Here is a 24,000-nt window from a genome sequence, read left to right as displayed (position 1 = left end):
ATGGCGAAGTCGAATGGCGGCGGGGATGACACGATCGAGGCTGGTGACGCGCCGCTGATTGATCTGAACGAAGGTTCGATCAAAAAGCTGATCGCGCGCGCTAAAAAGCGCGGCTACATCACCGTCGATCAACTCAACGAAATGCTGCCCCAGGATCAGTTCTCGTCTGAACAGATCGAGGATGTGATGTCGGCGCTGTCCGACATGGGCGTCAATGTGGTCGAGAACGAGGATGCCGGCGAGGACGGCGAGGCGGAGGAAGATCCCGCCGATGATCTCGATTCGGGCGATGGCGGCGATGACGGCACGCTGATCGTCGAGACCAAGAAGAAGGAAACCGTCGACCGCACGGACGATCCCGTCCGGATGTACCTGCGCGAGATGGGCGCCGTCGAACTGCTGAGCCGCGAGGGCGAAATCGCCATCGCCAAGCGGATCGAGGCGGGCCGGGACACCATGATCCTGGGCCTGTGCGAATCGCCCATCACGTTCAACGCGATCATCGGCTGGTCCACGGCCTTGAACGAAGGGACGATGCAGCTGCGCGAGATCCTCGATCTCGATGCCATGCTGTCCAAGGATCCGGCGCCCGAATCGCTGTCCGACGAGGACGAGGAAGGCGACGGCGAGATCAGCGAAAAGACCGCTGGCCCGTCCTTCAAGGAAGAAGAGGATATCGAGGAGGAATCGGCCGACGAGGACGATGACGAATCGATGACCGAGCGGCGTGCGCGCCGCCCGTCCGACGATGAGGACGAGGACAACACCCTGAGCCTCGCCCAGATGGAAGAGCAGCTTAAGCCGCAGGCGCTTGAGAAGTTCGCCAACATCACGGCCATTTATAAAAAGTTTTCGAAGGTGCAGCAGGCGCGCATCGACGCCATGGCTGCCGGTGCCGAATTCTCGTCGTCCGACGAAAAGAAATATCAGAAGCTGCGCGAAGATCTGACCGCAGAGGTCGAAAGCGTGCAGTTTCATCAGGCCAAGATCGAATATCTGGTCGATCAGCTGTACAGCTATAACCGGCGCCTGACCGCGCTGGGCGGCCAGATGCTGCGCCTTGCCGAACGGCACAAGGTGCCGCGCGCCGCTTTCCTCGCCTCTTATATGGGCAGCGAGCTTGACGAGAACTGGCTGACCTCGGTCGCCGGGATCGACAAGAAGTGGAAGGCGTTTGCCGAGAACGAAACCGACGGTGTCGATCGCATCCGCGTCGAAATCGCCGAAATCTCGCAGGCGACGGGCATGAGCCTGGCCGAGTTCCGCCGCATCGTGAACATGGTGCAAAAGGGCGAGCGCGAAGCGCGGATCGCCAAGAAGGAAATGGTTGAGGCAAACCTCCGCCTCGTCATTTCCATCGCCAAGAAATACACGAACCGCGGGCTTCAGTTCCTGGATCTGATCCAGGAGGGCAATATCGGCCTGATGAAGGCGGTCGATAAGTTCGAATATCGCCGCGGCTACAAGTTCAGCACCTATGCGACCTGGTGGATTCGTCAGGCGATCACCCGGTCGATCGCGGATCAGGCGCGGACGATCCGCATTCCGGTGCACATGATCGAAACGATCAACAAGCTGGTCCGCACCAGCCGCCAGTTCCTGCACGAACAGGGCCGCGAACCGACGCCGGAGGAGATGGCCGAGCGCCTGTCCATGCCGCTGGAAAAGGTTCGCAAGGTGATGAAGATCGCCAAGGAACCGATCAGCCTCGAAACGCCGATCGGCGACGAGGAAGACAGCCATCTGGGCGACTTTATCGAGGACAAGAATGCCGTCATCCCCGTGGATGCCGCCATTCAGGCGAACCTCAAGGAAACCGTCACTCGCGTTCTGGCCTCGCTGACGCCGCGTGAGGAGCGCGTTCTTCGCATGCGGTTCGGCATCGGCATGAATACCGACCATACGCTTGAAGAAGTGGGTCAGCAGTTCAGCGTGACCCGCGAGCGTATCCGGCAGATCGAGGCCAAGGCGCTCCGCAAGCTGAAACATCCCAGCCGCAGTCGGAAGATGCGTAGCTTCCTGGATCAATAGGCAATCGCATCCGGATCGGATGCGTTAACCGGACCTGTTCGGTGACCGCATCATTTCGGTAAATTGCTGAAATGCCGTATTCCGGCATTGCCGGTGTTCGGCTAATTGCGCGTTCCTGCTACGTATTTGGTTCGATTTCGGACCAAGACGGGTCTGGACTGATCCGGCGTCTGTGCGATCCTCCCGTCAACCAGAATGGGAGGGACGGCATGTCGGCTCTTGCGGGCGCGAACGGCGCCAATGCGCCGGTTACGGTATCGGCGTCCGAGCTGGTCCGAAATTTTGGCGAGTGGCAGGACCGCGCGCTCAACCGCCCGGTATTCATCAACAAGCGTGGCCGCTCCCGACTTGTCCTGATGGCCAGCGAGTTGCTGGACGCTGCTCGCACCGATGCAGCAGACCGGCCGGGCGATGGATCGGATGCAGGGCATCCGGTGATGGAGGCGCTGCCCCTTCCCGTCCTGCTGATGGACGATCGCCTGATCATCGGCTGGCATAACCGGGCGGCGCGCGACCTGTTCGGTGATGGCGATGCCCCGATGATCGGGGCGCGGTTCGATGAACTGCCAATGTTCGCGGGCAATGATTATCCCATCGCGATCCTGCGGCGCGTTGCCCTGTCCCGCATGGCCGATGCAATGGAGCTGGCTGTCGGCGAAATCGGCCGGGAACGGCAGCTGTCCCTGTCGATGCAGCCGATTGCCAACGGGGTCGCCCTGATCGCTCGCGACATGGGCCTGCACCATGCGCTCGCCACGGCCCAGGCTGCGCTCGGCGCGCTTGACGAGGCGATGGCGATGCTACCCGGCGTGGCGACGCTGAGGATCAACCCGCGCGGTTATTGCGCGGGATCGATGGCATCGCTGGCTGGATTGACCGGGCTTTGCGCGCCGGCGCTGGAGCAGGTTCGGGTGGCCAGCCTGTTCGATATCGGCTCCCGCGTGGCTGTTACCGATGCGGTCAATGCGGTGTTCGCCGATGGTGCCCCCCGGGTGATCGGTGCGACCCTGCTGGCCCATGGCCATGATCCGGTTGCGGTGATGGTCGCGCTGGGCCCGATCTTCGGCGGCGCGACCATCCTGTCGGTGCAGGCCGTACTGGCCGTGCGTCAGGGCGACAAAATGTTGCCTGCTTAAACCCCCTCTTTACCGCCATTGCCTATGGTCGCCGCTCAGAACGAGGCGGTCGGCGCGCTGGACGCCGGCTTGCGGGAGCATGACGACACGATGGCACAGGCGGCAGTTCACGGTTTCGGCAACGCTTGGGATGCCCTGTCGGCGCTGATCGAGGCGGATGGAGCGCATACGCACCGGTTCATCGGCCGTGCCAGCGGATCCGGCTTTCCCGAACGCGATCTGGCCGACATCGTGCACCATCTGTGCGTGCTGCACGGGCGCTATCCGGGGCTGATCGACCTGGCCGCCAGCCATGGCGATCCCGCCGAAGCAGCCCAGTGGGCCGCCGATGCCGCCGGTGCCTTTGCCGCAGAGCGCGGTTTCCTTGCCCGTCTGGTTTCGGCGGTCGGCCCCCTGCCCAGTACGCCGGGTCAGGCAGAGGCAGAGGCCGCCGTTGCGGCCCAGCGACACGCGCTGGACATGCTGGGACGATCCGATCGTCGCGGCTGTGCGCTGGGCGCTGCGGTTGCCCTGTCGCTGGACTGGCCGGGACTGCGCCTGGTGATGGACAATGTCGCCAACCGGCTGGGGGTCACCCCGCCCCGCCTTGCGCTTCCCGAACGCTATGAAACCGCAGCGATGGTCGAGCAGGTTGCCGGCAGCACGCCGGTGGAGCGCGCGCTTCTGTTCGGTGCGCAACAGCTGATCAGTCAGCATCGCGGCCTGTGGGATCTGCTTGCCGCGCGTGCCGATGCCCGCAGCCGGATCTGACCCCGTTTCGCTTGCCATGACCTGACGCGCCGCTATGCAAAGGTCGGTTGCAGAACGGAACGGAGTGGCTGATGCGTTTTGACGGCACCGATCGCTATGTGGCGACCGACGATCTGCGGGTGGCGGTGAACGCCGCAGTCACGCTGCGCCGCCCCCTGCTGGTCAAGGGTGAGCCGGGCACGGGCAAGACCGTGCTGGCACAGGAAATCGCCCGCGCCATGGATGCGCCCCTGATCGAATGGAACGTCAAATCGACGACCAAGGCGCAGCAGGGCCTGTATGAATATGATGCGGTCGCCCGCCTGCGCGATGGACAATTGGGCGATCCGCGCGTCCACGACATCGGCAATTACATCCGCCGGGGCAAGCTGTGGGACGCCTTTGTCAGCGATCGCCTGCCGGTTCTGCTGATCGACGAGATCGACAAGGCGGACATCGAGTTTCCGAACGACCTGCTTCAGGAACTCGATCGGATGGAGTTCCACGTTTATGAAACCGGCGAAACGGTGCGTGCCGCCGAACGGCCGGTCGTGGTCATCACGTCGAACAATGAAAAGGAATTGCCCGACGCCTTTCTGCGCCGCTGCTTCTTCCACTATATCCGCTTTCCCGATCGCGAGACGATGCAGGCGATCATTGACGTGCACTTCCCCGGCATCCAGCAGCTGCTGGTCAGCCGCGCGCTCGACCTGTTCTATCAGGTGCGCGAGGTGCCGGGCATCAAGAAAAAGCCGTCCACGTCCGAACTGCTCGACTGGCTAAAGCTTCTGCTGCACGAGGATATGCCGCTGGAGGTGCTGCAGAACCGCGATCCGACAAAGGCGATCCCGCCGCTGCATGGCGCGCTGCTCAAGAACGAACAGGATGTGATGCTGTTCGAACGCTTGGCCTTCATGGCCCGCCGATCGGGGAACTGATCGCCGCCAGCAACCCGATGTAAACCATCACGGGCATAGCGTATGGCGATGCGCGTCGCCCGATTCTTCTCCGTTCCCGTGCTGTGCGGCCTGGTCATGGCCGTGCCCGTCGCCACCCCCGTCCGTGCGGGCAGCTGGTCGAGCTATGTCGGCGAATGCGTCCCCTTTGCCCGGCAGATGTCGGGTATTCAGATCTATGGCGATGCCTGGACCTGGTGGGATGCGGCAAAGGGCCGTTACGAGCGCAGCCGCACGCCGCGCGTTGGATCGGTCATCGTCTTTGAGCGCGCGGCGCACCTGCGCCTTGGCCATGTCGCGGTCGTCAGTCGCATTGTCGAGCGCCGCGTCCTGATGGTCACCCATGCCAACTGGTCCCGGTTCGGCGGCAAGCGCGGCCGCGCGGAACGCGACGTCACGCTGTTCGACGTGTCGGCCCGCGGCGACTGGAGCGAGGTCAAGGTGTGGTACCGCGACAATGACGGTCTCGGTTCCAGCCGCTATCCGATCGCCGGGTTCATCCATGGCCGCCCGGTTGGCGCCGGGACGCCCCCTGCCCGCCCCTCGCCCGAATTGACGGCAGAGGCACCCGACTATGTCGGGTCGCTCATTGACGCCTATGCCCGCTAGGCGGGGGGACTTGATGGACCATGGGGCCAGCGCCTAAAGCTGTCGGCATGGCAAGGCGGGACATGGCAATGCGGCAATCCTGGCTTGCGATCGCCGGTATCACGCTGGCCGGCCTTGTCCTGCGATTGCTATCCGCCCGGGGTGGCCTGTGGCTGGATGAGGCATGGTCAGCCCGCCTGGCGCATGATGTCGGCACGCCGCTTGGTATCTTTTTCAACATCAACCACGACAATAGCCATCACCTGAACTCACTATGGCTGCAGACCGTGGGGCTTGGCGCACCGTCATGGCTTGCCCGGCTGCCCGCCATCGTCACCGGCACGCTGGCCATTCCGGTCGCGGCGATGATCGCCGCGCCGCGCGGCCGATGGCCGATGATCGCAACCGCCATTCTGTTCGCCCTGTCGCCGATCCTCGTCACCATGGGGTCGGAAGCGCGGGGTTATGCCCCGATGGCGCTGGCGTTCCTGACCGCCATTCTGCTAGTCGACCGATGGCTGGCACGCAGCGATGCAGCATATCGGCCCCAGATCGCGATCGCGCTGTGCTGTTTCCTCGGCATTTTCAGTCAGATGACCATGTTGTTCGGGATCGTCGCGCTGGGCGGCTGGGTGTTCTTTGCGCTGTGGCAGCGTGGCGGTCCTGAAAGTGCGTTCACGGGATCGCTGACCCTGTTCTGGCCCGCCCTGCTGGCGACGCTGCTTGCGCTGGCGATCATCGCAGGCGCAGCGGCGGCCGATCCACGCGGGTTCCAGTTCGGCAGCTACGAACCCTTTGACCTCAAGCTGTTCCTGCACGGCATTATCGAGATGTTCGGCTATACCATCGGCTGGCCGTTCAATTCGCTCTGGCTGCTGCCGCTGGTTGGCGGGGCGGTCATCGTGGCGCGGTCCGCCGGGGCAAGCCGCATGGCCTTTTATCGCCTGGCCATCCTGGCCTTCCCCGCGATGCTGGCGCTGCTTCAGTCGGGCAATGTCGGCCATCCGCGCTATTATCTGGTCGCGGGCATCGCGCTGCTGCTGATGCTGGGGGAGATGACCGGCCGCGCCATCGCTTCGGGTGGCTGGCGCCGCACCGCAGGGGCAGGTGCGCTGATCGCCATGCTGGTCGGTGCGATGGTCCAGAATGTCGAGCTGATCCGCAACCGACGCGCCGATCCGGCCGTCGCCATCGCCGTCCTGAAACAGCGCTCGCCCGCTGGCACCCGTCTCTATCTGGAACGGCCCACCGCCGATGCGATGGTCGAGGTGGCGGCGGCTCAGGCGCGCTATCCGGTCACGCTGCAGCATACACCGTGCCCGGCTGCGCCCTTCATCCTGGCCGACCGGTACAAGGGTGAGCGTTTCCCGGCCAGCATGACGCTGTGCGGCGGCACCTACCGCCCGATCGCCGGGCGCATCGCAACGGGCATGTCCGGCACGCATTGGCGCCTGTATCAGCGGCAGGGGCGCTGAACCCGATGTTCCACGGCTTTATCGACGCCCTGCGCGCCGCCGGTATCCAGGCCAGCCTGAAGGAACACCTGATCCTGCTGGAGGCGCTGGAACAGGATGTGATCGACCGCACGCCGGAACAATTCTACTTCCTGGCCCGCGCCACGTTCGTAAAGGACGAAGGACTGATCGACCGGTTCGATCAGGTATTCGCACGGATATTCCGCGGTGCGGCCGGACCCGCGCTGCCGCCGGAGGCGGTCTTGCCCGAAGAATGGCTGCGCGCCGTGGCAGAGGCGTTTCTGACCCCGGAGGAAATGGCCCGCGTCAAGGCGCTGGGAAGCTGGGACGAGATCATGGAAACGCTGCGCCAGCGGCTCGCCGAGCAGCAGGAACGGCACGAGGGCGGATCGAAATGGATCGGTACCGGCGGCACCAGCCCGTTCGGCAATGGCGGCTATAATCCCGAAGGGGTGCGGATCGGCGGCGAAGGGAAACAGGGCCGCGCCGTAAAGGTGTGGGAAGCGCGCGAATTTCGCAATCTCGACAACAGCCGGGAACTGGGCACGCGGAACATCAAGCTGGCGCTGCGCAGGCTTCGCCGCTTTGCCCGCGAAGGCGCGGCGGAAGAGCTTGACCTTGATGCGACGATCAGCGGTACCGCACGACAGGGCTGGCTGGACGTCCGGCTACGCCCGGAACGGCACAATGCGGTCAAGCTGATCCTGATGCTCGATGTCGGCGGATCGATGGACCCGCATATCCGCTTGGTCGAAGAGCTGTTTTCAGCGGCGACGAGCGAGTTCAAGCATCTCGAATTCTATTATTTCCACAACTGCCCCTATGAAAGCGTGTGGAAGGATAATCGCCGCCGCACGTCGGAACGCATTTCGACGCTGGATCTGCTGCACCGGTTCGGCCCGGATCACAAACTGGTGCTGGTCGGCGATGCCGCGATGAGCCCCTATGAGCTGACCCATCCCGGCGGTTCGGTGGAACATTTCAATGAAGAGGCCGGGATCACGTGGCTTGGCCGCCTGACGGGGATGTGGAAATCGGCGGCGTGGATCAACCCGGTGGCCGAGGAGCATTGGGGATACAGCCATTCGACGCGGCTGATCCGCGATGCGATGCGGGACCGGATGTATCCGCTGACCCTGGCTGGCCTGGACGATGCGATGCGGGAACTCAGCCGCAGGAAATAGGGGTCAGAGCCGCTCCACTGCCCGCCGCATCCGGCGCAACAGCGTGGCGTCGCCCGGCGTCGCATCCGCCGCTTCACCGGCCAGCGCCATCAGGCGGACGGCACCGAAACTGGCCGCCAGCCCCTTGAGCCGCAGTGCCGCGACCCGCCATCCATCGCGCTCGTCGGCATCCTCCATCACGGCAATGCACCGCTTGACGCCATCAAGAAACGCTTCGCGCAGTTCCGCGATCAGTGCAGGCTCGTCGCCGACCGCTGCCGCCAATGTCGCGTCGATTGCTCCGGGATCATAGGCCATAAGCCGATGGTATCGCGCCACAGTTAATCAAATGTTACCAAACCAGGGTGTCCGTCCCCCGATAATGTGGTAACCATATTGCCATGAACGGGGGCTCAAGGATCATCGACATTCGCCCGGAACGGTCGGATGCGGTCGCGGACCAGGTGGAAATGCCGGAACAGTCGGATGAACCGGTCTGGACGACCGACGGGGAGCAGCCTGCGGCCGAACCTGTGCGGCACGGCTGGCTGATCGCGCTTACCGTCCTGTTGTCGCTGGGCTGGCTGGGTACGATGCTGTGGCTGTCTGCGCCCGTCCTAGCCGCTGGCATGGCGCCGGTCGCGCTGGTTCAGTTCATTGCGGCGCTGTGCGTGCCGATCGTGCTTATCACCACGCTCTGCCTGCTGCTGATGCGGACCAGCCGTGCCGAGGCACGCCGGTTCGCCGCGACATCCGCCGGGATGCGCGCCGAGGCGGCGGCACTGGAACGGGCGATCGCGGCGATCAGCGCGACGCTGGAGACCAACCGGCAGGAACTGAGCCGTCAGACCGGTGAGCTGATTGCCATGGGTGAGCGCGCCGGCGACGGCATGGCCCGTGCCAGCGAACTGGCAGCCGACAAGAGCCGCACGATCATCGGCAGCGCCGAACGCCTGGACCAGAGCATGGACCGGGTGGATCAGCGGCTGAACCTCGTCATGTCGCTGATGCCCACGGCAAAGGCGGAGGCGGAGGAGATGACCGCCGCTCTCGATACGGCCGGGCTGCGCGCTGGCGAGCATGTCGCGTCGCTTTCCGCCGAACTGGCCCGGGTTGCCGAGCGGGGCCGGGAAGCAAACGAGATTGCGGGCGGCGCGGCCGAGCGGCTGGCCGCCCATATCGGCCGGATGGAGGCGACCAGCGAAGTTGCCGGCGCCCGTCTGGAGGCAGTTACCAGCGAGATGTCGGACGCCGTTGACGGTGTGCTGGACCGCGCCGCTACTGCGATCGAAGAGGCGCGTCGCGGCATCTCCGCTCAGGGCGAGGCCATGCTGGCCATGCTGTCCACCAATCAGGCGGCGATTGAACGCACCGGGCTGGAGGGCAGCGCCGCACTGGCCGACCGGATTTCGGCGATTGAACAGTCGATTGAACGGGTTGCCGAGCGGCTTGGCGAGCAGCGCGGCGCGACGGATGCCCTGTTCGAACGGCTGGATCGCGGCGTCGATCACGCCGATCAGCGGATGGCCGCCATGCACAGTTTCGGCCTGGAGCGCAGCCAGTCGCTGGCTGCTGCGATCAGCGCGCTGGACCAATCGGCTCAGGCGATGACGCGCACTCTGGAAAGCGGCGACGACATGGCCCGATCGGTCATCGTAACGTCCGAATCGCTGCTGCTGGCGCTCGAGGCCGCGGCACGCGAAGTGGACGAAACCCTGCCTGAGGCGCTGGCGCGGCTCGACCATCGGATTGCCGCAAGCCGCCGCGTCGTCATGGATGCCAAGCCGGAGCTGCTTGCCCTGGTCACCGCTGCCGAAAGCACGCACGACGCAATCGAGGCGATCGCCGGGGTCATTGCAACGCAGCGGGATACGCTGGCCGCACTGTCACAGCATCTTCTGGAGACGCTGGATACTGGACATGACCGGATCAATGGCGTGCGGGCGATTGCGGACGCGACAATCGAAACGACACGCCGCTTTGCCGAGGATTCGGCACCGCATCTGATCGAAACGCTGGTCCGTATCCGGGAAACGGCACAGACCGCCAGCGATCATGCCCGCAAGACGCTGGGCGATGTGATCCCGTCGGCCGTCCGGCAGCTGGAAACCGAGGGGACGGCCGCGCTGGAAAACGCCGTCGACCGCACCGTCCGGCGGCAGATTGACGAACTGGCAGAGGCAGGTGACGCGGCCAGCATGGCCGTGGCCCGCGCCTCCGAACGGCTCAGCCAGCAGATTTTCGCGATTGCAGAGGCGACGGCGACGGTCGAAACCCGGCTGCAGAACGCGCGCGAGGAACGCGACAAGCACGACCATGACCAGTTTGCCCGCCGCGTGTCGCTGTTGATCGAGGCGCTCAATTCAACCTCCATCGATATCGCAAAGATCTTTGCCCAGGACGTGACCGACAGTGCCTGGTCCGCCTATCTGAAGGGAGATCGCGGCGTCTTTACCCGCCGTGCCGTGCGGCTGCTCGAACCCGGTCAGGCGCGCGAGATTGCCCAGCTTTACGACAATGACGATTCGGTGCGGGAACAGATCAACCGCTACATCCACGATTTCGAATCGATGCTGCGACAGGTGCTTGGCCTGCGCGATGGATCGCCGCTGGGCGTCACGCTGCTGTCGTCCGACATGGGCAAGCTGTACGTCGCGCTGGCGCAGGCGATCGAACGGCTACGCATCTGATCGCAGGGTCTGCTGGCCCGCTCAGCGCGGCGGTGGCCCCATCAGCCGGGTGATATCCAGCATCTCCATCGTCACCCAGCCATTGCGGTAATTCAGCACAAACAGCGTGAACAGGGTGGTTGACACCACCGTGTTCCACAGGGCGAGCTTGCCAAAGCTGAACCGCGCGGGCGCGCCGTCCGCCTGCCCCGGTACCGGCACGCCTTCGTCCCCCTGTCGCCGCATGAACGGCAGGACGATGAACAGGCACAGCATCCAGAACAGGAAATAGATTGCCAGGGCCGATTGCCACGCCATTTGGTCAGCCCCCGATCAACAGCACGTCCACAACCGGCTTCTTGCCGGTCCAGCGGGTGGCGACGCGGCGAACCGCCAGGCGCAGCGCCTCGCGAAGCTTGTCCGGGTTGCCCGCACCCTGATCGGCCACGACCTTTTCGACGGCCGTCTCCGCCTCATCCAGAAAGCTGTCGCGTTCCTCTTCGACCGGAACGCCGTTCAGCCGGACCTGCGGCCGGCCGATCAGCTTGCCAGCACGGCTGACGGCCACGGCCAGCGAAATCTGGCCATTCAGCGCCAGTTTGCGCCGTTCGTTGATCGTGCCGCCATCGGCGGGCAGGATCACGTCACCATCCAGGACCAGCCGACCGGCGGGCGCAAAGCCGACCCGTTCCGGCTGCCCCGGTGCCAGGCGGATGATCTCGCCATTCTGTTGCACGACGGCGCCCGGCACACCCTGACTGACCGCAAACCGTGCCTGTTCGGCCATGTGGCGGATTTCGCCATGCACCGGCACCACGAACTTCGGCCGGATCCAGCCATACATGGCGGCCAGTTCCGGGCGGCCCGGGTGACCCGACACATGGACATGGGCCTGACGGTCAGTGATCATCGCCACGCCCTTGCCGGCCAGGATGTTCTGGATGCGGCCGATCGCGATCTCGTTGCCGGGGATTTGCTTGGACGAAAACACGACCGTATCGCCGCTCTCCAGCTTGATCGGGTGCGTGCCCTCCGCCACGCGCGCCAGTGCCGCGCGCGGCTCCCCCTGCCCGCCGGTCGCCACGATCATCACCCTGCTGCGCGGCAGCCGCATCGCTGCGTCAAAATCGATCGTTTCGGGAAAATCGCGCAGATATCCCGTCTGCTTGGCAACACGCAGGATGCGGTCCAGCGACCGTCCAGCCACGCAAAGCTCGCGCCCCGTGTCCCGTGCGACGTCCGCAAGCGTCTTCAGCCGTGCAGCATTGGACGCAAAAGTAGTGACCAGCACACGTCCCTCCGCCGCGCCGATCACTTCGGCCAGACCGGCGCGGACATCGCCCTCCGATCCCGACGGTTCGGGGTTGAAGACGTTGGTGGAATCGCAAACCAGCGCCAGCACGCCCTGATCGCCAATCGCCTTCAGTTCCTCATCCGTGCTCGGCACGCCGATCTGCGGCGCATCATCGAGTTTCCAGTCGCCGGTGTGGAAAATGGCGCCGTGCTTGGTTTCGATCAGGACTGCATTGCCCTCCGGAATCGAATGGGCCAGCGGGACATAAGTGAACCGGAAAGGGCCAAGGTCAAAACTGCCCTGGTTGTCGATCACGTTCAGTTCGACCCGGTCGCTCACCCCCTCTTCGTCCAGCTTGCCCCGGATCAACCCGGCAGTGAACGGCGTGGCATATAGCGGCACGCCGAGATCGGCGGCCAGATAGGGCAGCGCGCCGATATGGTCCTCATGCCCATGGGTCAGCACGATGCCGAGCAGGTCGTCGAGCCGATCCTCGATGAACTGAAGGTCGGGCAGCACGATATCGACGCCGGGATATTCACCGCCGCTAAAGGTGATGCCACAATCGACCATCACCCATTTGCCCTGCGTCCCGTAAAGGTTGACGTTCATCCCGATTTCGCCGGATCCACCGAGCGCAAGGAAAAGCAGTTCGTTACCTGGAGTCACATTCATCCAATCATCAAAGGGCGGTTCGCGCCGCCATCGTTCATTGCCGGGTGCGCAACCACAGCATCGCCAGCCCCTGAAGCGTCAGGTCCGGCTCAATCACATCGAAAACGCTGGTATGGCGCTCGAACAGCACCGCCAGCCCGCCTGTTGCAATTACCTTGGCCGGTCGGCCGACCTCTGCCTTGGTCCGAGCGATCATCCCTTCGATCATCGCGATATAGCCCCAGTAAATGCCGATATGCATCTGTTCGACCGTATTACGGCCGATCACGCTGGTGCTGGCCGGTGCCTCGATCGCAATGCGCGGCAGCTTTGCGGCGGCGGTAAAAAGCGCATCCAGCGACAGGTTGATGCCCGGTGCGATTACCCCGCCCTTGTACGTGCCGCGAAAATCGATGACCTCGAACGTCGTCGCCGTGCCGAAATCAATAACCACCGCATCGCCCGGGTGCAGCGCATGGGCGGCAATGCAATTAAGCGCCCGGTCCGCGCCCAGGCTTTCGGGCTCGTCTACATCCAGGGCAAAGCCCCATGCCGCGTCGCCCTTGCCAGCGATGACGGCTTCGGTCCCGAAATATTTGCTGGCCAGCATCTGAAGATTGTGGAGCGCGCGGGGAACCACCGTGCCGATGATCACCGCATCAACGGCCGAGCGATCCAGATCGTTGAGCTGCAACAACTGGTTCAGCCAGACGGCATATTCGTCCGCGGTCCGGCGCGGGTCCGTTGCGATCCGCCAGCGCGCGAGCACGCTGTGCCGACCATCCGGGCCAGGCCCAGGCGCCATCAGCGCAAAAACGATATTGGTGTTCCCGGCGTCGATCGCAAGCAGCATGGCCAACCCCTAGCCCCTTCCTTGCCCGATTGCGAGCGGATCACACAAGGAACACGTCCCCGGCGTGGATTGTCATCACCCCCTGATCCGATGTTGCCAGCATCAGCGCACCGGCAGGGTCGATGCCCCTGAACAGTCCCGATATTCGAGACCCGTCCGGCAGGTGCGTGGACAGCGCGGTACCGACCGGATGGGCTCTCGCCAACCAGTCCGCCCGTGTTTCGGCAAGATCACGATCACGCCACCGCCCCAGCCACCGGGCAAAGGTCGCCGCCAGCACCTCGACCAGTTGCTGCGGTGCCACGTCAAATCCGGTGGCGGACAAGGCGATGGTCGCCCGATCCGTGAGCGAGGGCGCGTGGGCGAGGTTCACGCCAAAGCCGATGACGACGGCATCGCCGGATCGCTCCATCAAGATGCCCGACAGCTTCGCCCGGTCGATCAGCAGGTCGTTGGGCCATTTGATCCGCAGCCGGTCACCCAGTAGCGCCAGGCTGCCAACCGCTTCATGCAGCGCGCCGGCGGCGACCAGCGCCAGACTGGGCGGGGAAGGATCCCACGACCGCAGCCGGACGATGGTGCTGGCATACAGGTTGCCCGGCGGCGATTGCCACGTCCGACCCTGTCGCCCGCGCCCGCCGGTCTGCCGATCGGCACGAAGCCAGCACCCCTCCGGCGCGCCCGCCCCGGCCAGGGTCAGGCAATCGGCATTGGTCGATCCCGTTTCCGGGACCGTGCGGATATCCGCCGTCAGAACAGCGCCCCTGCCGCCGCGCTGGTCCAGGCGGTCAGCGCCGGCAGGGCGAACCAGCCAATAGGGGACATGGCCGCAGCAGTGACCGCGATCAAACCGCCCTCAACGACATCGCCGCCCCGCGCGAACGCGGGTGCCGGTTCATCCAGGTACAGCGTCTTGACGATCTTCAGATAGTAATAGGCGCCGACCACCGAACCCAGCACCGCGACGACGGCAAAGGGGAAGAGCCCGGCTGCCACTGCCGCGTTGAACACCGCCAGCTTCGAGAAAAAGCCGAGCAGCGGCGGGATGCCCGCTAGAGAGAACATGAAGATGGCAAGCGCGAGCGCAAGGCCCGGACGAGTGCGCGACAAGCCGGCAAGGCTGGCGATATCCTCAACCTGGCTGCCGTCCTCGCGCCGCATCTGCAACACGACCAAGAACGAGCCAAGCGTCATCACGACATAAACCGCCATGTAAAACAGGACGGAGGCAATACCGTCCTGCGTCCCCGCAGCCAGACCGACCAGTGCAAAGCCAATATTGTTGATCGAGGAATAGGCAAGCAGCCGCTTGATGTTCGTCTGGCCGATCGCGGCGACCGCGCCGAAAAGGATCGAGGCAAGGCTGGCAAAGATCACGATCTGACGCCACTGATCGACCGCCGGGCCCATCGCCTCCATCGCGACGCGCAAAGCGAGCGCAACGGCCGCCACCTTGGGTGCAGAGGCGAAGAAGGCCGTGACCGGCGTCGGTGCGCCTTCATAAACGTCGGGCGTCCACATGTGGAACGGCACGGCGCTGATCTTGAACGCAAGACCGGCGAACACGAACACCAGCCCAAACAGCAGGCCGATACCTGCATCGGGCGCAGCATAAGCGGCGGCGATCCCGTCGAACAGGGTTGTTCCGCTGAACCCGTAGACCAGCGAAATGCCATAGAGCAGAATGCCGCTGGCCAGCGCGCCGAGCACGAAATACTTCAGCCCCGCCTCGGCCGAACGGGTATCCCGCCGCATGAAGCTGGCCAGCACGTAGGCGGCAAGCGACTGAAGCTCCAGGCCGACGTAAAGGGTGATCAGGTCACCCGCAGACACCATGATGCCCATGCCGACTGCCGACAACAGGATCAGCACCGGATATTCCGGACGAAGATTCTCGCCGGCCGTTGCCTCGAAAAACCGCGGGGCAACGATCATGGCGACCGCCGCAGCGGCATAGATCAGCACCTTGGCAAAGGCGGAAAAGGCGTCGGCGCGGATCAGGCCGTCAAACGCCTCCCCACCCGATGACGCCGGACCGACCAGGGCGATGCCCGCGCCGATCAGCGCAGCGACCGAAACCCAGGTCACCGTCCGGGTCGCAGCCGGACCGCCCCATGCCGCGAACAGCATCAGGACCAGCGCGGCAATGGTGAGCACCAGCTCCGGCAGGACAAACATCAATTGGCTGGCGTAACTCATCAATGCGCCCCTTCGGCAGCGGCTTTACCCGCCGACCCGTGTTCTTCACTCGATCCGTGATGACCTTCCGCCACCTTGACCCGTTCGGCATATTCCGCGCGCCCGGCGGCGGTGCCCTGTGTCGGCTGGCTGTCCCCAACCGGTGCCGAACGATTGACCCGCGCCAGCAAAACGGTGGTGTCCGCCCGCATCGGCGCAATGAACGGTTCAGGGTAAATGCCCATCCAGAGGACGACGGCAGCGACCGGCGCCAGCAGTGCAATCTCGCGACCCGACAGGTCAGCCATAGCACGGACATCGTCCGACTTGATCTCACCAAACACGACGCGGCGATAGAGCCACAGCATATAAGCGGCGCCAAGGATGATGCCGGTGGTGCAGATCAGCGTGATGGTGGTCGAAATCTGATACGTGCCGGCCAGGCTCAAAAACTCGCCGACAAAGCCGCTGGTCCCCGGCAGGCCGATGGACGCCATGGTAAACAGCAGGAACAGCAGCGCATAGCGCGGCATGTTGATGGCCAAGCCTCCATAGCGCGCAATCTCCCGCGTATGCAGGCGGTCGTAGATTACGCCGACGCACAGGAACAGCGCGCCCGACACCAGACCGTGAGAGAGCATGACGATCATCGCGCCCTCGATCCCCTGCTGATTGAACGCGAACAGGCCAATCGTCACGATCGCCATGTGCGCGACCGAGGAATAGGCGATCAGCTTCTTCATGTCGCTCTGCACCAGCGCGACCAGCGAAGTGTACACCACCGCCACCGCCGAAAGGGCGAGGACGAGCCAGGCAAGCTGTGCTGTCGCCTCGGGGAACATCGGCAGGCTGAACCGCAGGAAACCGTATCCGCCCAGCTTCAGCAGCACTCCGGCCAGGATCACCGATCCGGCGGTCGGCGCCTGAACGTGCGCGTCAGGCAGCCAGGTGTGCACCGGCCACATCGGCATCTTCACCGCAAACGAGGCAAAGAAGGCCAGCCACAGCCAGGTCTGCACCTCTGCCGGAAAGTTGTAGTTCATCAGTTCCGGGATGCTCGACGTGCCCGCCGTGCCGATCATGTAGATCATGGCGATCAGCATCAGCAGCGAGCCGAGCAGCGTGTAGAGGAAGAACTTGTAGCTGGCGTAAATGCGATTGGCGCCGCCCCAGATGCCGATGATCAGATACATCGGGATGAGGCCGGCCTCGAAGAAGATGTAGAACAGGAGTAGGTCCTGCGCGGCAAAGGTGCCGATCATCAGCACTTCGGTCGCCAGGAACGCGGCCATATATTCCGGCACGCGCTTCTGCACCGCTTCCCAGCTTGCCCCGATGCAGATCGGCATCAGGAACACGCTGAGCATGATCAGCATCAGGGCAAAGCCATCAATGCCGAGCGCCCAGGTGAACTGGCCGAAGATCGCGGAGCTTTCCTGAAACTGCCACTGGGCGCCGCCGACATCGTAATTGGCCCACAAAAGGCAACCCAGCGCGAAGTCGATCAGCGTCGCGATCAGCGCGATCATACGGGCGCGCCGTGCGTCCGCGAACAGGCACGCCACCGCCGCCAGTGCGGGCACGGCAAGCATGATCGAAAGGATTGGAAAACCGTTCATTGCCCCCATCAACCCGCAATGGCCCAGGTGACGGCGGCGGTCAGGCCGATCAGCATCACAAAGGCATAGCTGTAGAGATAGCCCGATTGCACCCGCGCCGCGACGCGGCTGCCCAACGCCACGACCGCCGCCGACCCGTTGGGGCCGAACCGGTCGATGGTGCCTTCATCACCCGCCTTCCAGAACAACCGGCCAAAGGCCATCGCAGGACGGACGAAGAGCAGGTCATAGAGCTGATCGAAATACCATTTGTTCATCAGGAAGCGGTGCAGGATGCGCAACTCCCCCGCCACCGCCGCCGATGTACGCGGCCGCAGGATATAGGTGTAGAACGCTACCGCCAAGCCGATGAGCATCACGATGCTGGCCGCCAGCTTCACGAACAACGGCACTTCATGCATCGCATGGGCAAGGCTGGCGTCAAAGAAGATCGCCCCCTTCCAGAACGCTTCGGCATGGCCCGCTTCGAGGAAGAAGGGAAAGAACACGAACCCTGCAGCTACCGCGCCGACGCTGAGCAGCGCGAGCGGAACCAGCATCGGCCATGGGCTTTCGTGCGGATGATACCCGCCCGTCCCTTCCGCAATCTGACTGGCGTGGTTAGGCACTGCATGGTGATGGCCATGGCCGTGATCGTCGGCATGATCGTCATGCGCGTGATCGTCATGGCCATGGGCGTCATGAATCGCGTGCTGAATATGCTCTGACGCGGCCCAGCGCGGCTTGCCCCAGAAGGTCAGGAACATCAGGCGCCAGCTGTAAAAGCTGGTCAGCAGCGCGGCCAAAGTGCCGACCCAGAAGGCGCCGACACCCGTGCCCGACGCATAGGCCGCCTCAAGGATCGCGTCCTTCGAATGGAAACCGGCAAAGCCGCCGATGCCGTAAATGCCAACGCCGGTGATCGCCAGCGTACCCATCATCATCGCCCAGAAGGTGACCGGGATTTCACGCCGCAGGCCACCGTAAAAGCGCATATCCTGTTCATGGTGCATCGCGTGGATCACCGAACCCGCGCCCAGGAACAACAGCGCCTTGAAGAAGGCGTGGGTGAACAGGTGGAACATCGCCGCGCCATAGGCGCCGACACCGGCGGCAAAAAACATGTAGCCAAGCTGTGAACAGGTCGAATAGGCGATGACCCGCTTGATATCGGTCTGCACCGTACCGATCGTGGCGGCGAAGATGCAGGTCGCGGCACCAACCGCCATGACGACATACAACGCGGTCTGGCTCGCTTCGAACATCGGGGACAGGCGGCACACCATGAACACACCGGCCGTCACCATAGTGGCAGCGTGGATCAGCGCGGAAACGGGCGTCGGCCCCTCCATCGCATCCGGCAGCCAGGTGTGCAGGCCAAGTTGCGCCGACTTGCCCATCGCGCCTACGAACAGCAGCAGGCAAAGGACGGTCATCGTATCGACGCGATAGCCGAGAAAGCCGATGGTCGAACCGGCATGATCGGGCACCGTCGCCAGGATTTCCGGGATCGAAACCGTGCCGAACACCAGAAAGGTGCCGAAGATGCCGAGCATGAAGCCAAGGTCGCCAACGCGGTTGACAACGAACGCCTTGATCGCAGCAGCATTGGCGCTGGGTTTGCGGAACCAGAAACCGATCAGCAGGTAGGACGCAAGACCCACCCCTTCCCAGCCGAAGAACATCTGAACCAGATTGTCGGCCGTCACCAGCATCAGCATGGCAAAGGTGAACAGCGACAGATAGGCGAAGAACCGCGGCTGATCCGAATCCTCCTCCATATAGCTCCAGCTATACAGATGCACGAGCGCAGACACGCTGGTGATGACCACCAGCATGACGGCGGTCAGCGAATCGACCCGCAGCGCCCATTCGAACGTCAGGTCGCCCGATGCGACCCAGGTCAGCACGGGATGGACATGCGCCGCCTGTGTTCCGGTCAGGAAACCGATGAAGATCGGCCAGCTCAAGCCTGCAGCGATGAACAGCCCGGCGGTGGTCAGCACCTTGGGCAGTGTGGTCCCGAACGACTTGTTCGACAGACCCGCAACAATGGATGCCAGCAAGGGCAGGAATACGATGGCGTAGATCACCAGATGATCACCCCTTCATCCGGTTGACGTCTTCGACCGAGATCGTGCCCCGGCCACGGAAATAGATGACCAGGATCGCCAGCCCGATCGCTGCCTCGCCAGCAGCGACGGTCAGCACGAACATGGCAAACACCTGTCCCACCAGATCGCCCAGAAAGGCGGAAAAGGCGACAAGGTTGAGGTTCACCGCAAGCAGGATCAATTCGATCGCCATCAGGATGACGATCAGGTTCTTGCGGTTCACAAAGATACCCAGCACGCCAAGCGTGAACAGGATCGCCGATACGACGAGATAGTGCGTCAGGCCGATCACAGCTGAACCCCCTGCCCCACAGGCTGATTGACCAGGCGCGTCGCGTCTTTCTGACGCCGGGCGACCTGCGCTGCCACATTCTGCTTGAACACACCGGTGCGCTGGCGATGGGTCAGCACGATGGCACCGATCATCGCGACCAGCAGGACCAGGCCCGCTGCCTCGAACGCGAACAGATAGCGCGAATAGAGCAGCCGGCCGATCGCCTCGATGTTGCTGACCGAAGGATCGATCGGTGCCAGCCGGCCCGCAAGGTCGATCTTGCCCGCGCTCCACGCGCCGATGGCGATCATGATCTCCGCAGCCAGCGCGACCGCCAACGTCATGCCGATCCAGAAATAGCGGACCACCCCGGCGCGCAGCTCTGTGAAATCAATGTCCAGCATCATCACGACGAACAGGAACAGCACGGCGACGGCACCGACATAGACGATGACCAGCAGCATCGCGATGAATTCCGCCCCCACCAGCACCATGAGGCCGGCGGCGTTGAAAAACGCCAGAATCAGCCACAGGACCGAATAAACGGGGTTGCGGGACGCGATGGTCATCGCGCCCGAAATCAGCACGATGGCCGCAAACAGATAAAAGGCGATGGCTTGGATCACGGCTGAAACTCATTCCCCCGTTCGTCGCGAGCGAAGTCGAGCGACGTGATCGTTGACACAGAAGTCTCGACGATGCCCGGCGCGTTGAGCGGGACACCGTCGAATGCGGTTGGCGCGCCCATTAACGATAGGGCGCATCGGCGGCAAGGTTCGCCGCAATCGCGCGTTCCCATTTGTCGCCATTTTCCAGAAGTTTTTCCTTCTGGTAGATCAGCTCTTCACGCGTTTCCGTCGAAAACTCGAAATTCGGGCCTTCGACAATCGCGTCCACGGGGCAGGCTTCCTGACACAGGCCGCAATAGATGCACTTGGTCATGTCGATGTCGTACCGCGTGGTGCGGCGGCTGCCGTCGTCGCGCGGTTCGGCCTCGATCGTGATCGCAAGCGCCGGACAGATCGCCTCGCACAGCTTGCACGCGATGCAGCGTTCCTCCCCGTTGGGATAGCGACGCAGCGCGTGCTCGCCGCGGAAACGCGGGCTGATCGGGTTCTTTTCGAACGGATAGTTGATCGTCGCCTTGGGCTTGAAGAAATACTTCAGCGTCAGGGCGTGCGCCTTCACGAACTCCCAGAGGGTGAAGGATTTGAGGGTCTGTGCGACGCTCATGCGGGAACTCCAACCCGGTCCAGCATCAGATAGCCGGAGACAAGGAACACAAAGACGAGGCTGAGCGGCAGGAAGATTTTCCAGCCCAGCCGCATCAGCTGGTCATAGCGATAGCGCGGCACCGTCGCCTTCACCCAGCTGAACAGGAAGAAGAAGAACAGGATCTTGGCAAACAGCCAGATGATGCCCGGAATATCGAACCACGGGATCAGGTCGATGTTCAGCGGCGGCAGATAACCGCCCCAGAACAGGATCGCGTTCAGCGCGCACATCAGGATGACGTTCGCATATTCGCCCAGCCAGTAGAGTGCGAACGCCATGGATGAATATTCGGTCTGATATCCCGCGACCAGCTCGCTCTCCGCCTCGGTCAGATCGAACGGCGCACGCTGCGTTTCAGCCAGCGACGAGATGAAGAACACCACCGCCATCGGGAACAACAGCGGGTTCAGGCCATAGGCGTTGATCACGCCCAGCACATGGCCCTGCTGATTTCCGACGATCTCCGACAGGTTGAAGCTGCCGGTCCACAGCACCACCGCGATCAGGACGAAGCCGATCGAGACTTCATAACTGACCATCTGCGCCGCAGCGCGAATGGCGGAATAAAAGGGGTATTTGGAGTTGGACGCCCATCCGGCCAGAATGATGCCGTACACACCCAGCGACGATGCTGCCAGGATGTAGAGCAGGCCGACATTGATGTCAGAGAGGACGACCCCGACGTCGAACGGCACCACCGCCCATACGATCAGCGCGACCGTGAAGGTGATGATCGGGGCAAGCAGGAACAGCCCCTTGTTCGCGCCGGTCGGGATGATCGTTTCCTGAAGGAAGACCTTCAGACCGTCCGCGAACGACTGGAGCAACCCCAGCGGCCCGACCACGTTCGGCCCGCGGCGCAGCGCCATCGACGCCCAGATCTTGCGATCGGCATAAATGATCAGCGCGACCGCCAGCATGACGGGAAATGCGATCAGCAGAATGCCCGCAATGGTCGCGGTGAACCACGCGGCCTCGAAGTTAAGGCCAAGCGACTGGAAAAACTCGGTCATTCCGCCGCCTCCGCGAAATCCTGGCCGTGGATCAGTTCGGCCGAGCAGCGCTGCATTGTCGGGCTGGCCCGGCAGATCGCATTGGTTAGGTAGAAGTCGGCGATCGAATAGGTCACCTCGCCGCTCGTCTGGGCGGGCACCGATGGCGGATTCCAGTCGTAACGGATCAGCCCTTCCTCGCCCAGCGCGGGCACTTCCGCGATCATTGCGGACCGCAGCGCGTCGAAGCTGTCAAACGGCAGGGTATGGCCCAGCACATCGGACAGGGCGCGGAAAATCGCCCAGTCGTCGCGTGCATCACCCGGCGGGAATACGGCGCGGTCGCCGCGCTGAACGCGCCCCTCCAGGTTCACATAGGTGCCGGGCTTTTCGGCATAGCTGGCGGCAGGCAGGACGACATCGGCCCCCGCCGCGCCCTTGTCACCATGATGGCCGACATAAACCTTGAAACTGTCGGCAAAGGCGGTGAAATCGACCTCGTCCGCGCCAAGGAAGAAGGTCAGCTTCGGCTTGGCCGCAACGATATCGGCAATGCCGCCAGTCTGCGCATAACCGAGCATCAGTGCGCCCATGCGGGCAGCGGCGGTATGCACGACATTGAAGCCGTTCCAGCCATCGCGAACGAACTTGCCGTCGCTGGCCAGCTTCAGCGCGGCGCCGTGGCCGTGCTTCAGCGCGCCGGGGCCGACAATCACTCCCGGACGCTCTGCACCATCCAGCGCCTCTGCGACATTTGCCGGCAGCTTGTTCAGCAGGCCCAGATCATTACCCAGCCATTCGACCGGATAGGTCAGATCAACCTGTGGCCCGATCGCGAATACCTTTGCCCCGCGCTTGCGTACCGCCTTGCGAATCCGGGTGTTGATCAGCGGCGCTTCCCAGCGAAGGTTGCTGCCGACGATCAGGATGACGTCGGCCGTCTCGATGCCGGCGATGGTCGAATTGAACGCAACCGCGCCCAGGCTGGTGACGTCATAGGCCATGCCGGTCTGACGCCCCTCAAGCAGTGAGGAGCCCATCGCCTGAACCAGCTTTTTCGCCGCAAACATGGTTTCGCAGTCGAGCAGGTCGCCCGCGATTGCCGCGACGCTGGACCCGGCATCAACCGCCTTGATCGCGGCGAACGCTTCTGCCCAGCTTGCCGGCTGAAGCTTGCCGTCCTTGCGAACGAACGGCCGGTCGAGGCGGCGATGCGCCAGCCCGTCGACGGCGTGGCGCGTCTTGTCGTGCGCCCATTCCTCGTTCACATCCTCGTTGATCCGGGGCAGCGCGCGCAGCACCGCCCGCCCGCGGCTGTCCAGACGGATATTGGTGCCGACTGCGTCCATGACGTCGATCGCCATGGTCTTTTTCAGCTCCCATGGCCGCGCCTCGAACGCATAGGGGCGGCTGGTCAGCGCGCCGACCGGGCACAGATCGACGACGTTGCCCGACAGTTCGGACGTAACCGCCTTTTCCAGATAGCTGGTGATCTGCATGTTCTCGCCGCGATAGATCGCGCCGATTTCCTCGACGCCCGCGACTTCCTCGGAAAAGCGAACGCAGCGCGTGCAGTGGATGCAGCGGGTCATCACCGTCTTGACGATGGGACCCATATATTTCTCGGTCACCGCCCGCTTGTTTTCGGCATAGCGGCTCTGCCCCTTGCCATAGGCAACGGACTGATCCTGCAGGTCGCACTCACCGCCCTGATCGCAGATCGGGCAATCAAGCGGGTGGTTGATCAGCAGGAACTCCATCACACCTTCGCGTGCGGCCTTCACCATCGGACTGTCGGTGCGGATTTCCTGCCCCTCACCGGCCGGCAGCGCGCACGACGCCTGCGGCTTGGGCGGCCCCGGCTTCACCTCGACCAGGCACATGCGGCAATTGCCCGCGATGCTCAGCCGTTCATGATAGCAGAAGCGCGGGATTTCCTTGCCTGCCGCCTCGCACGCCTGGAGCACGGTCGCCCCCTGCGGCACTTCCACTTCGATACCATCTACAGTCAGCTTAGGCAT

At 63.6% G+C, this 24,000-nt stretch carries 21 protein-coding genes; 8 read left to right on the top strand and 13 right to left on the bottom strand.

All coding sequences use genetic code 11. The annotated features are described in order from the left end of the window. The 7 genes from rpoD (at position 1) to ACNI3Q_RS01605 (ending at position 8,099) form a co-directional block, all read left to right on the top strand. Positions 1-2,031, top strand: coding sequence for an RNA polymerase sigma factor RpoD (rpoD, locus tag ACNI3Q_RS01635; RefSeq protein ID WP_426273580.1), 2,031 nt, complete (start codon positions 1-3; stop codon positions 2,029-2,031). Positions 2,032-2,240: 209 nt separating this feature from the next. Continuing rightward, positions 2,241-3,167 (top strand): nitrogen regulation protein NR(II), encoded by a 927-nt coding sequence (locus ACNI3Q_RS01630; RefSeq protein ID WP_426273578.1) that lies wholly within the window; start codon positions 2,241-2,243, stop codon positions 3,165-3,167. Between the two features lie 24 nt (positions 3,168-3,191). Then, positions 3,192-3,917 carry a DUF6975 family protein gene (locus ACNI3Q_RS01625; RefSeq protein ID WP_426273576.1) on the top strand — a complete coding sequence of 242 codons (726 nt, stop codon included), beginning with the start codon at positions 3,192-3,194 and terminating at the stop codon, positions 3,915-3,917. Positions 3,918-3,988: 71 nt separating this feature from the next. After that, complete coding sequence (locus ACNI3Q_RS01620) at positions 3,989-4,834, top strand: AAA family ATPase (RefSeq protein ID WP_260019674.1); 846 nt, start codon at positions 3,989-3,991, stop codon at positions 4,832-4,834. A gap of 48 nt (positions 4,835-4,882) precedes the next feature. Next, on the top strand, positions 4,883-5,461 hold the full coding sequence (locus ACNI3Q_RS01615) for a CHAP domain-containing protein (protein ID WP_426273573.1): 579 nt from the start codon (positions 4,883-4,885) through the stop codon (positions 5,459-5,461). 47 nt (positions 5,462-5,508) lie between these two features. Further along, complete coding sequence (locus ACNI3Q_RS01610) at positions 5,509-6,915, top strand: hypothetical protein (protein WP_426273571.1); 1,407 nt, start codon at positions 5,509-5,511, stop codon at positions 6,913-6,915. 5 nt (positions 6,916-6,920) lie between these two features. Beyond that, positions 6,921-8,099, top strand: coding sequence for a vWA domain-containing protein (locus tag ACNI3Q_RS01605; RefSeq protein WP_426273569.1), 1,179 nt, complete (start codon positions 6,921-6,923; stop codon positions 8,097-8,099). Positions 8,100-8,102: 3 nt separating this feature from the next. Here ACNI3Q_RS01605 and ACNI3Q_RS01600 read toward each other — a convergent pair whose 3' ends face one another. Beyond that, positions 8,103-8,396, bottom strand: a complete 294-nt coding sequence (locus tag ACNI3Q_RS01600) for an Hpt domain-containing protein (RefSeq protein WP_260019677.1) — start codon at positions 8,394-8,396, stop codon at positions 8,103-8,105. 83 nt (positions 8,397-8,479) lie between these two features. Between ACNI3Q_RS01600 and ACNI3Q_RS01595 the strand changes: the two genes are divergently transcribed. Next, entirely contained in the window at positions 8,480-10,768 is a 2,289-nt protein-coding gene (locus ACNI3Q_RS01595; RefSeq protein ID WP_426273567.1) for a coiled-coil domain-containing protein, read from the top strand. A 21-nt stretch (positions 10,769-10,789) separates the two neighbouring features. On the opposite strand, the gene ACNI3Q_RS01590 is transcribed toward ACNI3Q_RS01595, so the two are convergent. From ACNI3Q_RS01590 to nuoG, 12 genes are all read right to left on the bottom strand, one after another. Beyond that, positions 10,790-11,065: a DUF1467 family protein gene (locus ACNI3Q_RS01590; protein WP_426273565.1), complete on the bottom strand. Its 276-nt coding sequence runs from the start codon at positions 11,063-11,065 to the stop codon at positions 10,790-10,792. A gap of 4 nt (positions 11,066-11,069) precedes the next feature. Beyond that, a complete protein-coding gene (locus tag ACNI3Q_RS01585; RefSeq protein ID WP_426273563.1) occupies positions 11,070-12,710 on the bottom strand; it encodes a ribonuclease J in 1,641 nt (546 codons plus the stop codon). Positions 12,711-12,750: 40 nt separating this feature from the next. After that, positions 12,751-13,548 carry a type III pantothenate kinase gene (locus tag ACNI3Q_RS01580; protein WP_426273561.1) on the bottom strand — a complete coding sequence of 266 codons (798 nt, stop codon included), beginning with the start codon at positions 13,546-13,548 and terminating at the stop codon, positions 12,751-12,753. Positions 13,549-13,588: 40 nt separating this feature from the next. After that, the gene (locus ACNI3Q_RS01575; RefSeq protein WP_426274173.1) at positions 13,589-14,290 is read right to left on the bottom strand and encodes a biotin--[acetyl-CoA-carboxylase] ligase; all 702 of its coding nucleotides are present in this window, start codon (positions 14,288-14,290) and stop codon (positions 13,589-13,591) included. An 8-nt stretch (positions 14,291-14,298) separates the two neighbouring features. After that, the gene (gene nuoN, locus ACNI3Q_RS01570; protein ID WP_426273559.1) at positions 14,299-15,747 is read right to left on the bottom strand and encodes an NADH-quinone oxidoreductase subunit NuoN; all 1,449 of its coding nucleotides are present in this window, start codon (positions 15,745-15,747) and stop codon (positions 14,299-14,301) included. Beyond that, positions 15,747-17,345, bottom strand: coding sequence for an NADH-quinone oxidoreductase subunit M (locus tag ACNI3Q_RS01565; protein WP_426273557.1), 1,599 nt, complete (start codon positions 17,343-17,345; stop codon positions 15,747-15,749). Before ACNI3Q_RS01565 ends, nuoN begins: the two co-directional genes overlap by 1 nt. Positions 17,346-17,353: 8 nt before the next feature. Further along, a complete protein-coding gene (gene nuoL, locus ACNI3Q_RS01560; protein WP_426273555.1) occupies positions 17,354-19,417 on the bottom strand; it encodes an NADH-quinone oxidoreductase subunit L in 2,064 nt (687 codons plus the stop codon). 7 nt (positions 19,418-19,424) lie between these two features. Beyond that, positions 19,425-19,730 (bottom strand): NADH-quinone oxidoreductase subunit NuoK, encoded by a 306-nt coding sequence (nuoK, locus tag ACNI3Q_RS01555; protein ID WP_260019684.1) that lies wholly within the window; start codon positions 19,728-19,730, stop codon positions 19,425-19,427. Continuing rightward, entirely contained in the window at positions 19,727-20,338 is a 612-nt protein-coding gene (locus tag ACNI3Q_RS01550; protein ID WP_426273554.1) for an NADH-quinone oxidoreductase subunit J, read from the bottom strand. Before ACNI3Q_RS01550 ends, nuoK begins: the two co-directional genes overlap by 4 nt. Positions 20,339-20,459: 121 nt before the next feature. Continuing rightward, a complete protein-coding gene (gene nuoI, locus ACNI3Q_RS01545) occupies positions 20,460-20,945 on the bottom strand; it encodes an NADH-quinone oxidoreductase subunit NuoI (RefSeq protein ID WP_260019686.1) in 486 nt (161 codons plus the stop codon). Beyond that, positions 20,942-22,000 carry an NADH-quinone oxidoreductase subunit NuoH gene (gene nuoH / locus ACNI3Q_RS01540; RefSeq protein WP_426273552.1) on the bottom strand — a complete coding sequence of 353 codons (1,059 nt, stop codon included), beginning with the start codon at positions 21,998-22,000 and terminating at the stop codon, positions 20,942-20,944. The genes nuoI and nuoH overlap by 4 nt, the downstream gene beginning before the upstream one ends. After that, positions 21,997-24,000, bottom strand: coding sequence for an NADH-quinone oxidoreductase subunit NuoG (gene nuoG / locus ACNI3Q_RS01535; protein WP_426273550.1), 2,004 nt, complete (start codon positions 23,998-24,000; stop codon positions 21,997-21,999). The genes nuoH and nuoG overlap by 4 nt, the downstream gene beginning before the upstream one ends.

Source organism: Sphingomonas eleionomae, assembly GCF_049889035.1.
Lineage (GTDB): Bacteria > Pseudomonadota > Alphaproteobacteria > Sphingomonadales > Sphingomonadaceae > Sphingomonas.
The sequence above is the reverse complement of the archived record's forward strand: the minus strand, read 5'-3'. Positions and strand labels throughout refer to the sequence as shown.